At 51.2% G+C, this 12,316-nt stretch carries 11 protein-coding genes; 2 read left to right on the top strand and 9 right to left on the bottom strand.

Features of this window, described 5'->3' with window-relative positions; genetic code table 11:
* Positions 1 to 3: 3 nt before the first annotated feature.
* From ftsW to mraZ, 9 genes are read right to left on the bottom strand one after another with little or no spacing between them, the layout of a single operon-like run.
* Complete coding sequence (gene ftsW, locus IPG31_10685; protein ID MBK6618792.1) at positions 4 to 1,173, bottom strand: putative lipid II flippase FtsW; 1,170 nt, start codon at positions 1,171 to 1,173, stop codon at positions 4 to 6.
* Positions 1,174 to 1,176: 3 nt separating this feature from the next.
* Positions 1,177 to 2,589, bottom strand: coding sequence for a UDP-N-acetylmuramoyl-L-alanine--D-glutamate ligase (gene murD / locus IPG31_10680; GenBank protein ID MBK6618791.1), 1,413 nt, complete (start codon positions 2,587 to 2,589; stop codon positions 1,177 to 1,179).
* Positions 2,586 to 3,671, bottom strand: coding sequence for a phospho-N-acetylmuramoyl-pentapeptide-transferase (locus tag IPG31_10675; protein ID MBK6618790.1), 1,086 nt, complete (start codon positions 3,669 to 3,671; stop codon positions 2,586 to 2,588). The genes murD and IPG31_10675 overlap by 4 nt, the downstream gene beginning before the upstream one ends.
* Before the next feature lie 18 nt (positions 3,672 to 3,689).
* Positions 3,690 to 5,111 (bottom strand): UDP-N-acetylmuramoyl-tripeptide--D-alanyl-D-alanine ligase, encoded by a 1,422-nt coding sequence (locus IPG31_10670; protein ID MBK6618789.1) that lies wholly within the window; start codon positions 5,109 to 5,111, stop codon positions 3,690 to 3,692.
* Positions 5,112 to 5,134: 23 nt separating this feature from the next.
* Entirely contained in the window at positions 5,135 to 6,703 is a 1,569-nt protein-coding gene (locus IPG31_10665; GenBank protein MBK6618788.1) for a UDP-N-acetylmuramoyl-L-alanyl-D-glutamate--2,6-diaminopimelate ligase, read from the bottom strand.
* Positions 6,703 to 8,448, bottom strand: coding sequence for a penicillin-binding protein 2 (locus tag IPG31_10660; GenBank protein ID MBK6618787.1), 1,746 nt, complete (start codon positions 8,446 to 8,448; stop codon positions 6,703 to 6,705). The genes IPG31_10665 and IPG31_10660 overlap by 1 nt, the downstream gene beginning before the upstream one ends.
* A gap of 1 nt (position 8,449) precedes the next feature.
* Entirely contained in the window at positions 8,450 to 8,728 is a 279-nt protein-coding gene (gene ftsL / locus IPG31_10655; GenBank protein MBK6618786.1) for a cell division protein FtsL, read from the bottom strand.
* On the bottom strand, positions 8,725 to 9,678 hold the full coding sequence (gene rsmH, locus IPG31_10650; GenBank protein MBK6618785.1) for a 16S rRNA (cytosine(1402)-N(4))-methyltransferase RsmH: 954 nt from the start codon (positions 9,676 to 9,678) through the stop codon (positions 8,725 to 8,727). Before rsmH ends, ftsL begins: the two co-directional genes overlap by 4 nt.
* A gap of 15 nt (positions 9,679 to 9,693) precedes the next feature.
* Complete coding sequence (gene mraZ, locus IPG31_10645) at positions 9,694 to 10,140, bottom strand: division/cell wall cluster transcriptional repressor MraZ (protein MBK6618784.1); 447 nt, start codon at positions 10,138 to 10,140, stop codon at positions 9,694 to 9,696.
* Between the two features lie 218 nt (positions 10,141 to 10,358).
* Here mraZ and IPG31_10640 point away from each other — a divergent pair, with 218 nt between their 5' ends.
* Both IPG31_10640 and mnmA read left to right on the top strand, forming a co-directional pair.
* Complete coding sequence (locus tag IPG31_10640; protein MBK6618783.1) at positions 10,359 to 10,976, top strand: DNA-3-methyladenine glycosylase 2 family protein; 618 nt, start codon at positions 10,359 to 10,361, stop codon at positions 10,974 to 10,976.
* A gap of 60 nt (positions 10,977 to 11,036) precedes the next feature.
* A complete protein-coding gene (gene mnmA, locus IPG31_10635; GenBank protein ID MBK6618782.1) occupies positions 11,037 to 12,131 on the top strand; it encodes a tRNA 2-thiouridine(34) synthase MnmA in 1,095 nt (364 codons plus the stop codon).
* The last annotated feature ends 185 nt before the right edge of the window (positions 12,132 to 12,316 follow it).

Here is a 12,316-nt window from a genome sequence, read left to right as displayed (position 1 = left end):
GTTTCATATGCCTCTCCCTGACGGTTTCTGCCGGTTTTCCCAGTCGAGGCGCAGTAACAATGCTGTCGTGATGCAGCAGATAAGCATACTGCTTCCACCATAGCTCATAAAGGGCAAGGTTAGTCCTTTCGTGGGCAATATTCCCATGTTGACCCCCATGTTGATCACTGCCTGCAGGCCAAACCAGGTACCAATTCCATAGGCAATCAGTGCGCCAAAATGATCTCCCAGCTCCTTGGCGTGACGTCCAATACGAAAAGCACGTAGTAACAGGATGGCGAACAGAATCATAACGGTGACCACTCCCGCAAACCCCAGCTCCTCGGCCAGCACGGCGAGCATAAAATCTGTATGTGCTTCCGGCAGGTAATGCAGTTTTTCAACACTGCCACCCAACCCGACCCCAAACCATTCCCCAAGCCCAAATGCAATCAGGGCATGGCTGAGCTGATAGCCTTTATTAAATGGATCGTCCCATGGGTCCATGAAAGTAGTAATTCTGAGCATGCGATACGGCTCTATCATCACCGCCAGTACAGAAAGTGCAGCGCCCATGCCGACGAGCAGCAAAAAGGATTTACCGTTCATTCCACCCATGAATAGAATGCTGACCATAACAAAGGTGATGACAAATAATGAGCCATAATCCTTTTGCATCAACAGCAAACCGGCAAGGATTCCCAGAATGATCAGTGCCGGCAGGATTCCCCGGATCAGATGACCCAGATGCGCGCGTCTACGGACAGCATAGTCTGCGGTAAAAAGGACGATGATCAGCTTCATCAGTTCGGAGGGCTGGAAATTTGCCACACCCAATGGAATCCAGCGATAACTGCCATTAATTTCTCTACCTATCCCTGGCACCAGGACGAGCAGTAACAGCGCGAATCCACCCAGCAGGAGGAATGGGCAGAGCGCCCTTAAATGTTGAATCGAAAGCAGATGAAATACTATCAGACCGATGAATACGCCGCATAAAACAGCAACGCCCTGTTTCTCAAGGTAGTAAGTGCTGCGTGCTCCCTGCTCCGCTCCGGCGATTGCAATGGAAGCAGAATACATCATGACTAACCCCAATCCCAATAAAAACAATACTGTCCACACCAATACCAGATCAATACCGGGTTTACTCGTCTTGTTTGAAATAGCAGAGGGGGCTGGCGAAGTTATCATGGTTTAATGCTGCGCATGGGTTGATAACACCAAATTATTCTCAATAGCTTTGACTGCATTGACAAATACCTCGGCGCGATGCACATAGTTGCTAAACATATCGAGGCTTGCACAGGCAGGTGAGAGCAGCACGCAATCTCCCGGCTCCGCCAGTAGAAAACTAAGCTGCACTGCCTGTTGCATAGTTGCAACTCGGTGTACCGGGATACCACAGCCCTGAATGGAACCAGCTATGCCGTCAGCATCACGCCCCAGCAAAATCACGCTGCGCGCATGCTCGCGAATGGGCCGCTTTAATGGCAAAAAATCCTGCCCTTTACCGTCTCCCCCTGCAATCAGTACCGCTTTGGCTGGCAGGCCATTCAGCGCGGCAATCGCCGAGCCCACATTGGTACTTTTGGAATCATTAAAAAAAGTGATGTCATTGATATTCGCCACTTTCTGCATGCGGTGCGGTAATCCCGTGAAAGCACGCAACGCATTGAGCAAGGGTTCAAACGGGAGAGCAATTGCACGGCATAGCGCCAAGGCTGCCAGTGCATTTGCGGCATTATGTAGTCCAGCCACCGCCAGTTCACTGGTTTTCATCAAACAGGTATTTCCTTGAGATAACCACAAATCTGCGCCATCTGCCAGTAGACCAAACTCTTCGTCTGTCGCTGGTTCACCCAGACCAAAACTAAATAGCTTGTGGCTTGCCTGCGCCATAGTCCAAACGAGAGGATCATCGCGGTTCAACACCTGCATGCCCTTGCAATTGCCACTGGAAAATATGACTGACTTGGCAGCAATGTAAGCTGACATATCCGGGTATCGATCCAAATGATCTTCACTCAGATTCAGCACAACAGCCGCGTCCGTCTGCAAATTCCGTGTGGTTTCCAGTTGAAAACTGGATAACTCAAGCACCCAAAGTTGCGGCCAGTGATGACTATCCATTCTCTGCATCAGCGCATCCAGCACGGTGCGTCCAATATTTCCGGCCACTTCCACATCCCAGCCGGCACTTTTAGCCATCATGCCAACCATAGTGGTTACAGTGGATTTTCCGTTGGAACCCGTAATGGCAACGATTTTTGTATGATTCTGATCATATTCCCTCAGTGCAACAGCGAATAACTCAATATCGCCCACCACAGAAATACCACGTTGCGCGGCAGCGGCTATCAGTGGCTCGCCAAGCGGTATACCCGGGCTGATGACTATCAGGTCGGTCTGCGAAAACAGGCCGGCCTGAAATGGTCCACAAAAAATATTTTCTGCAGGCAAAATCTGGTGAAACAGCGCCAGATTTGGGGGTGATGGTCGGGTATCGGCAGCTGACAATGTTGCGCCGTGACGGGACAGCCATTTTGCGACCGACAAACCGGTATTACCCATGCCCAGAATCAATATTTTTTTGCCGTGATAATTCATCGCAGTTTTAGTGTGGATAGTCCAATCAGAACCAGAATGATGGTAATGATCCAGAATCTCACCACCACCTGATTTTCTTTCCAGCCTTTCAGCTCATAATGATGATGCAGCGGTGCCATGCGAAAAACACGTTTGCCCAAAAGTTTGTACGATGCCACCTGGAGCATGACTGACAACGCCTCCATCACGAAGACGCCCCCCATGATGGCCAGTACGATTTCCTGGCGCACGATAACAGCCACCACTCCCAGGGCAGCACCCAGCGCCAGCGCGCCGACATCCCCCATAAATACTTCCGCCGGATAGGTGTTAAACCAGAGAAACGCGAGACCCGCGCCAGCCAGTGCGCCACAAAATACAGACAGCTCGCCCGCGTTCGGGATATGCGGAATACCCAGGTATTTGGCAAAAACAGCATGACCTGCCAGATAGGCAAAAATAGCCAGCGCCCCGCTCACCATGACAGTTGGCATGATGGCCAGTCCATCGAGGCCATCGGTTAAGTTGACCGCATTACTGCTGCCGACAATTACCAGATAAGTCAGCAGAATAAAAGAGAATATGCCCAGCGGGATAGCAACTTCCTTGAAAAAGGGTACGATCAGCTCGGTATGTTGCGGCAGTTCGGCTATCGAGAGCAGATAGCCCGCAACGATCAGCGCGATAATGGATTGCCAGATAAGCTTGGTTGCGGCGGACAGTCCCTTGGAATTACGCAAAATCACCTTGCGATAGTCGTCTACCCAGCCAATCACGCCAAAACCCAGCGTTGTTAATAGCACCACCCAGACATAGCGGTTACTCAGATCTGCCCACAAAAGGGTCGTTACCAATACCGCAATCAAAACGAGTGCGCCACCCATGGTGGGAGTACCCGCTTTAATCAGGTGTGATTCCGGTCCATCATCGCGTACCGACTGACCAATTTTTCGCATGGTCAGACTGCGTATCATATAAGGACCAATCAGAAATGAAATGATCAGCGCAGTCAGCGCCGCCAGCATGGCGCGCAGCGTAATATATCCGAACACATTGAAAGCCCGGATATCTTCTGCCATCCATTGCGATAGCGCTAATAACATACAAAACCCCAAGGTAGGTTAATGTTCATTCTGGCCTTGCAGGGCAATATTCCTGTCCATAATTTTTTCTGTGGCGGCTATTTTTTCTACGACGCGCTCCATACGCATGATTCGTGAACCTTTAACCAGGACGGTTACATCGGCATCAAGCTGGTCAGTCAAACAAGCCATCAATTCATTCAGATTCGTAAAATACTGCCCACCACGATCAAGCCCAAACGCTTCGGCAGCATGCCTGCTTAGCTCTCCATGTGCCAGCAGGGTATCCACCTTGGCTGCACGCGCCAGTTGGCCGATTTCCCGGTGGTATGCTGCTGCTGCTACGCCCAGCTCACCCATATCACCCATCACCAGAATCTTTTTTCCTTTGGTATCACCCAGCACAGCCAGTGCGGCCTGCATGGATTCAGGATTGGCGTTATAGGTATCATCTATGAGAACTGAATGATGCAGCCCGGCCATAGTTTGCAGCCGTCCATGTGTCCCCCTATACGAACCGAGTCCGACGGCAATTGCGGGCAAACCCACACCTGCGGCATAGGCCGCTGCTGCCGCTGCCAGCGCGTTGTAGACGCTGTGCCGCCCAGGCACTTGCAGCGTCAGCTCGGCTTGTCCCTCCGGCAAAGTCAGCAACCAGCCATTTTCTGTCACTCCCTGCAGACGTCGCGCGCTCACGCTGGCGGTATGCGTCATCCCAAAATCTACAATTTGCCGCTTACCTGCCAGCTGTCGCCATAGCGGTGCAAAATGGTCATCCGCATTGATCACCGCAACACCGGATTCATCCAGTCCCTCGAAAATTTCACCTTTGGCGGCGGCGATGGCGTCTGTCTTGCCAAAATGGGCAATATGCGCTGATCCTGCATTCGTAATGACGGCAACGGTGGGTGAGGCCAGGCCAGATAGATAGGCAATTTCACCGCTGTGATTCATTCCCATTTCGATAACAGCGTAATTGTGACTGGCATTGATCTGCAACAGCGTGAGCGGAACCCCAATATCGTTATTGAGATTGCCGGAAGTTGCCAGCACCCGATCACAGCCGGCATGCTGGCGTAAGATGGAAGCCAGCATTTCCTTGACGGTAGTCTTGCCGTTACTTCCGGTCACCGCCACCAATGGCAGGTCAAAGCGCTTGCGCCATGCCGCTGCAAGTTTCCCCAGCGCCAGCCGTGGATCCCTGACCCGCAGCCAGGAAAAATCAGACATGGTGGAAGTTTCTGGTATGTCGATCGCTTCATCTGAAATCATCGCGGCCACTGCACCTTTGTCGATGGCATCCGGGATAAATCGATGACCGTCAAAGCGTTCGCCCGACAACGCCACGAAAAGGCTGCCTGCGCGTATTGTGCGGCTATCAGTACTTACTGCATTAAAAAATGGATTGCTGCCAGACCATTCTGCCTCCAAGACTTTGGCAGCCTGTTGCACGTTCATCATTACCGGTGCGAACGTATCGCCGTTCATTGCCCTGCTTCCCGTATTGCTTGTCGGGCAAGGTCGTGCAGTACCTGCCTGACAATCTTGCGGTCATCGTGAGGGTATTTCCTGCCTTCTCTTTCCTGATGAGTTTCGGCGCCCTTACCGGCAATCAGTACAACATCCCCGCGACGTGCCTGGTGAATCGCGCGATAAATCGCTGCACATCGATCAATTTCCACTTGACATCGATTTTTGTGCGCTTTCCCGATTCCGCTGAGCATTTCATTGATTATTTTTCCAGGATCTTCACTCCGGGAGTTATCGCTGGTAAAAATGACTTGATCTGCCAATCTGGCGGCAATTTCGCCAATCAACGGACGTTTGCTGCGATCACGGTCCCCCCCGCATCCGACGACACAAATCAATTTTCCCTTATCGTTCTCCGCGAGTTTCTGGCTGCTGCCTGCCATCGTTTCACGTAATCCAGCCAGCACTTCACTGAGCGCATCCGGGGTATGTGCATAATCAACGATAACGACTGGCTGCTCTCCCCCGCCGAGCAGTTCCATACGTCCTGGAATGGGGTGAACCTGCTGCAAAGCCAGCACCGCATCATCAAATTCGACTCCGCTGGCAATCAGGGCGGCGAGCACCGCAAGCAGGTTGTACGCATTGAAGCGCCCGATGATGTTGAATTTCAGAGTCATTCGCTGTCCACGGAAATCCACATCAAAGATGAGACGATCCATTTCCAGCCGAATGTTGCTGCCAAACAATATCTGCTGATTTCTGGTCACCCAGTTACCTTCGCGTGGCAGTCTGAAGCCGTAGCCTATGACCTGTATCGCTTTATTTTCGAGCTGGCGCGACAACTCCACACCTAACACTTCATCCAGATTCAACACCACCGATTTCAGTCCTGGCCAGAAAAACAGCTTCGCCTTGGTTGCGGCATACGAATCCATAGTGCCATGGTAATCCAGGTGATCGTGAGATAAGTTGGTCAGCACCGCAACCGAGAATTCCGCACCGATTAACCTGCCTTGATCGAGTCCGTGTGACGAAACCTCCATCACAACCGATTGCGCCTGCTGCTGAAGGAATTCAGCCAGCAGTTGCTGTAGTTGCGCGGCATCCGGCGTGGTATGTGCTGTGCTTGAAAGTGTATTGGCAAACCCATGACCAAGCGTACCAATTACAGCAGTTTTTTTTCCCAGCACCGTCATGGCCTGAGCAAACCAGTGACTGCACGAGGTTTTGCCATTGGTGCCGGTAATGCCCACCAACCATAACTGACGAGAGGGGTAGTCATGCAGATGACTTGCGATCAACCCCGTTTTCTGTCGTAAGTGGCTGACGGCGAGATTGGGCAGCTTCCACAGCGGATTCCAGGTGAATCCTTTTTTTTCCCAGATGATGGCGTTAACGCCTTTGGCGATGGCCTCGGGAATATGCTGGCGGGCATCAAAATTCTCGCCCGCGTATGCTATAAATGTATCTCCAGGTTGCAATTCCCGGCTATCTGTGACCAGGCGATGTATTTTCAGATCCAGCTCATCCAGGGAATGAATCACAAAATCTTTCGGGTTTTTATGGCTTAGGGTAGTCATTACCCCTCTTGCTTTCCGGTTGCAACAGGAGGAGCGGTAACCAGATTTGGCCAGGGCTGGTCAAAAGGCACACCCAGTATTCTGAGCGTTTCTTCCATTACCCGACTGAATACCGGTGCGGCGACGCTGCCGCCAAAATGCTCTCCGGCACTCGGTTCGTCAATCATGATGGCAATGACAACGCGTGGATCAGAAGCGGGGGCGTATCCAACAAATGATGAGAGATAGCGGTTTGTGGCGTAGCCTTTCTGATTTTCCAGGCGCTTGTGAGCGGTACCGGTTTTACCGGCTACACGATAACCATTGACGCGTGCACGCGACCCGGTTCCATCCGGCTGTACTGCCAGTTCCAGCATGGCGCTGATTGACTTTGCGGTTTCGCGTGAGATGACCCTCTGACCCACTACCGGCTGCTCGCGTTTTAGTAATGTAACCGGCTTCAGCTCCCCATCGGCTGCAAATAAGGTGTAAGCGCGCGCCAGTTGCATGAGACTGGTTGATATGCCATGGCCGTATGACATGGTTGCTTGTTCAATGGGTCGCCAGCTACGATAATCGCGCAATTTGCCATTGACCTCTCCGGGAAACCCCAAACCGGTTTCGCTACCGAAACCGGCGCGATTGAACATTTCCCATAATGTCTGCGGAGGCAAAAGCATCGAAATCCTGGCAACACCCACATTACTCGAGGTCTGGATGACCTGTGAAACCGTCAAATTTCCCTTGCTGCGCACATCACGGATTAACGCTTTGCCAATTTTCATCATCCCTGTAGAGGTTTGCATGAGTGTGTCAGGCTTGATGCGACCAGTTTCCAGTGCGACAGCTACTGTGAATGGCTTTAAGGTCGATCCTGGTTCAAATTCGTCGACCAGCACCCGGTTACGTATGGCATCCTTATTGATGTTGGCTCGTTGATTGGGGTTGAATGCCGGATAATTGGCCATGGCCAGCACCTCGCCTGTCCGGGTATCAAGTGCAACGATGCTACCGGAGAGTGCGCGGTGCGCATTGACTGCGCGCGCCAACTCCCGGTAGGCGAGATGCTGTATCTTGCTGTCAATTGATAATGTCAGTTCCTGACCTGGCTTGGGTGAATTTATCCGCTCGACATCATCGACGATACGACCAAGTCGATCTTTGATCACACGCCGCTTACCATGTTCGCTGGTCAGGCTATCCTGCCAGGCGAGTTCCATCCCTTCCTGCCCCCTATCGTCGATATCGGTAAAACCCAGGATATGAGCGGTCCGCTCGCGTGTTGGATAATAGCGATAATATTCCTGTTTGAAATGTAGCCCCTTGATATTGAGTTGCGCCACATCCGCCGCCAGATCGGGGGATAGCCGCCTTTTCAGATAAACAAATCTTCTGTTGCTGCTGACGCGCTCCTGCAGAGCATCCCGTGACATGCCGAGCAATTCGGACAAGGCTTTGAATTGCGCCTGAGTCATGTCGATCTGCTGTGGATCAATCCAGACGGATTTAACTGGCGCGCTGATCGCCAGAATTTCGCCATTCCGGTCCTTGATACTACCGCGTGGCACGCTTTGTTCGATTATCCGGCTATAACGCAGCTCACCTTGTTGCTGTAAAAAATCCTTGTTAAATTTTTGTAGATAGACTGCGCGTCCAGCCAATATGACCAGCCCGAACATCAACAAACCCAGCACCAGACGGGAACGCCAGCCGGGAAGGATTTCAGTGTCTCCAGCTTGATTTGATTTAACTGAGGTACGCTTCATGTCATCTGGCCCGGGTTTTACCTGATTGAATTACCAGCAAATTTGTAGTCGCTGGCATGGTCATCTTTAATTGAGTTCTGGCGATGTTCTCAACGCGGGCATGCATAGCAAGTGTGCCTTGTTCGAGTAATAACTGATCCCGTTCGGTAGCGAACTGTTTTGCCAGCGTCTGTTCTTTTTCCTGTGCCGTGAAGAGGTTACGTGCTTCATGGCGAGCGGTCACAATGCCCAAAGCCGAAATAATCAATATCAGAAACAACGCCATGTTTAACTTGATCATCTGTTTATAGCACTGGCCTTAATTTTCTCGGCAACACGCATAATTGCGCTGCGCGCGCGCGGGTTGGCGGCAATCTCATTTGTATCCGGGCGAATCTTTTTCCCGATCAGCAACAATTTTTGCTGACTATGCCGCATGCGCTCATCCTCACGAATCGGCAGCTTGCGCGGCAAGGTATCTGCCATGGCTTGTGCGCGCATAAAATTCTTGACAATGCGGTCTTCCAGCGAGTGAAAGCTGATCACAACCAGCCTGCCGGCAGGGTTTAGTCTGGCCAAGCACAGGGGCAGTGTTAGCGATAATGCCTCAAGCTCCTGATTGAGATAAATCCGGATCGCCTGGAAGGTACGCGTTGCCGGATGCTGCCGGTACTCCCGCCCATGGCTGCGCGCGCGCACGACCGCTGCAACAGTTTCGGCAAGCTGAAGCGTGGTAGTAATGGGCCGCCTGCTCCGTTCCATAACAATTGCGCCTGCAATCTGCCCAGCATACCGTTCTTCGCCATAATCTCTGATTGCCTCCCGCAATGTCACTTCATCAACCGTTGCCAGCCACTGCGCTGCTGTTTCCCCTCGAGTGGTATCCATCCGCATATCCAGTGGCCCATCATGACGAAAACTGAATCCACGATCCGCCTTTTCCAGCTGCATCGATGACACTCCAAGATCCAGCAGGATGCCGTCCACTCCTGTTATCGCCAGCGATTGCAACGTCACTTCGAGCCCGGTGTAACTGTTATGCACCACATGCAGCCGCTCGTCCTGAATGGATTTTGCTGTGCTGATGGCAACCGGATCCTTATCAAACACAATCAGCCGACCCCGACTGCCCAGTTTCGACAGAATTAAACGGCTATGCCCGCCATGGCCAAACGTACCGTCAACATAAACCCCATCCCTCTTGATCGCCAGCGCATCGATTGCCGCGTTGAGTAAAACGGGGATATGCAAAACTTCAACCACGCACTACAGTGAAAACCCTTCCAGTTCAGGCGGGATATTGCCATTCGTGTAAACCAGCGCTGCTTCAATTTCCTGATTCCATCGATCACCATCCCAAAGCTCGAATTTTGTCCCCTGTCCGGCAAGAACAACTTCTTTCGTCAATCCCGCAAATTGCCGCAGGGGGGGGCTGATCAGTATTCTTCCGGAGCCATCTATCTCAACATCACAGGCATTGCCAACAAGCAAACGTTGTAAACCGCGTATTTGAGGATCGAAACTGGGAAGACTGTTTAGTTTTTGTTCTATTGGCTCCCAGGCGGGCTGGGGGTAGATCAGTAAACATCTGGAAGGATCGGCTGTGACGACAATATTTCCCCCGCAACTGGCAGTCAGCTCGTCCCGATATTTCGCCGGGATTGCAAGCCTGCCTTTGCTGTCAAGGCTTAATTGCGTGACGCCACGGAACATTCCGCCCCCTCATTCATTCGTTAAAGCGAGATTCCAATCGATCAAGTGAGTCAATTTTATCCCATAAAACTACACTTAATCCACATTATTTGCTACTTAATCCCACTTTAATTAAAAATTATTTGCGGGTCAAGTAGAATCAATTTTTTTATATTCGTTAACAGTTGGTTAAGCTGAATACTTACGCATTCTGTCGAATGACGAAATACTGAATTTCTATGACCCCTATCTATTGGCAACAAGCCGTAACGGAACTGTCATTGCGCGATCCAATTCTGTGTCGTCTTTTTCAGCAATTCAGTGAAGCTTCTCTTGGGCAGCAGAATGATGCTTTCACGACGCTGGCACGTGCAATCGTCGGTCAGCAAATTTCAGTCAAAGCAGCGGCCAGTATCTGGAAACGCGTCTGTATAGCGCTTCCAGAAATTACGCCGCCAGCATTCATGGCTGTGGAACCAGATTTGCTGAGAGATTGTGGCTTGTCCGCCCGAAAAATTAACTATCTGCAGGACTTGGCGGGTCATTTTGAACATGGCCTCTTAGGTCGAACAGACTGGAGTAATCTGTCAGATGAGGAATTGATCCGGCAGTTGGTTTGCGTCAGGGGTGTGGGTCGCTGGACAGCGGAGATGTTTCTGATTTTTCACCTGCATCGCCCGGATGTTTTGCCACTGGATGATATTGGTCTGCAACGTGCGATAAGCATCCATTACAATGGCGGTTTGCCCATGCACAAGCGCGAGATCAATGCTGTTGCACAAAACTGGCAACCATGGCGTTCTGTCGCTACCTGGTATCTGTGGCGCAGCCTGGATCCTTTTCCGGTTATTTATTGAATGCCTGGGTAGCCAAACACCAGGAAAAATACCGATTTAATTTCATATGTACTCTTGAAAATGCAAAAACAGCGTGTCGTTGTGGGTATGTCCGGCGGAGTGGATTCCTCGGTTGCCGCTTATCTGCTTAAACAGCAGGGCTGGGAGGTTATCGGGCTTTTTATGAAAAACTGGGAAGATGACGATACCGACGAATATTGCTCCTCTCGTCAGGATTTTATTGATGCGGCTTCAGTCGCTGATCTGCTGGATATGCCGCTGGAAGTAGTCAATTTCTCGGCGGAATACAAGGAGCGGGTATTCACTCAATTTTTAGCGGAATATCGGGCAGGTCGTACTCCCAATCCGGATGTGCTCTGTAACAGTGAAATTAAATTTAAAGCATTTCTCGATCATGCGTTGCGTCTGGGCGCAGATTGGATCGCAACCGGACATTATGCGCAGATCCGTGAAATCGCCGGGACATTCCAGCTGCTTAAAGGTGAAGATGGCAACAAGGATCAAAGCTATTTTCTGTATCGACTCAATCAACAACAACTTTCTAAAACTCTTTTTCCAGTCGGTCATCTTTACAAGCATGAAGTCCGTCAGATCGCCCGTGAGCAAGGGTTACCCAACGCCACTAAAAAAGATAGCACCGGTATTTGCTTTGTGGGTGAGCGTCCCTTCCGGGAATTTCTCAGCCGCTATTTGCCGGTGGAGCCGGGAGAGATCCGTACACTCGATGGCAAAATTGTCGGCACTCATCAAGGACTGATGTATTACACCCTGGGGCAACGGCAAGGGCTTGGAATTGGTGGGATATCAGATAAAAATGAGCAGCCCTGGTTTGTTGCCGACAAAGACATGACCCAGAATATCCTTTACGTCGTCCAGGGACACGATCACCCCGCGTTGCTTCATGCCGGCCTGACGGCAGATTCGTCTACCTGGATCAGCGGCATACCCCCCCGTCCACACTGGGTTTACGCCGCCAAGATTCGCTATCGTCAAACCGATGCCCCATGCGCCATCCTGGAAATTGAGAAAAATACCTTCCAGATTGGCTTTGCTGCCAGGCAGTGGGGTATTACCCCGGGGCAATCGGTGGTGGTATATGAAAGCAAGGTTTGTCTGGGCGGGGGAATGATTGTTCAGCAATCTGACAAATATTGATGCCAACTATTTTGTCGTCACTCATAACGCTCCTCCTGTAAAACAGTTAACGGGGAGATAGCAGCATAAATCCGCAAGATGACATTCTATGTACGTCCTTGCGGCGTATGAATTGCAGGGTGATTCCGCTTCAGTGAACCACCCTGAGCGCAGTCCGTCATGCTGGCCTTCATGACGACAATCTC

This window comes from Nitrosomonas sp. (assembly GCA_016703745.1).
Lineage (GTDB): Bacteria > Pseudomonadota > Gammaproteobacteria > Burkholderiales > Nitrosomonadaceae > Nitrosomonas.
Note: the sequence above shows the minus strand (reverse complement) of the source record. Positions and strands in the feature narration are given on the sequence as shown.

Coding starts and splice junctions, on each gene's coding strand:
- ftsW (MBK6618792.1), bottom strand. CDS start 1,173: ATGATAACTTCGCCAGCCCCCTCTGCTATTTCAAACAAGACGAGTAAA.
- murD (MBK6618791.1), bottom strand. CDS start 2,589: ATGAATTATCACGGCAAAAAAATATTGATTCTGGGCATGGGTAATACC.
- IPG31_10675 (MBK6618790.1), bottom strand. CDS start 3,671: ATGTTATTAGCGCTATCGCAATGGATGGCAGAAGATATCCGGGCTTTC.
- IPG31_10670 (MBK6618789.1), bottom strand. CDS start 5,111: ATGATGAACGTGCAACAGGCTGCCAAAGTCTTGGAGGCAGAATGGTCT.
- IPG31_10665 (MBK6618788.1), bottom strand. CDS start 6,703: ATGACTACCCTAAGCCATAAAAACCCGAAAGATTTTGTGATTCATTCC.
- IPG31_10660 (MBK6618787.1), bottom strand. CDS start 8,448: ATGAAGCGTACCTCAGTTAAATCAAATCAAGCTGGAGACACTGAAATC.
- ftsL (MBK6618786.1), bottom strand. CDS start 8,728: ATGATCAAGTTAAACATGGCGTTGTTTCTGATATTGATTATTTCGGCT.
- mraZ (MBK6618784.1), bottom strand. CDS start 10,140: ATGTTCCGTGGCGTCACGCAATTAAGCCTTGACAGCAAAGGCAGGCTT.
- IPG31_10640 (MBK6618783.1), top strand. CDS start 10,359: ATGACCCCTATCTATTGGCAACAAGCCGTAACGGAACTGTCATTGCGC.
- mnmA (MBK6618782.1), top strand. CDS start 11,037: ATGCAAAAACAGCGTGTCGTTGTGGGTATGTCCGGCGGAGTGGATTCC.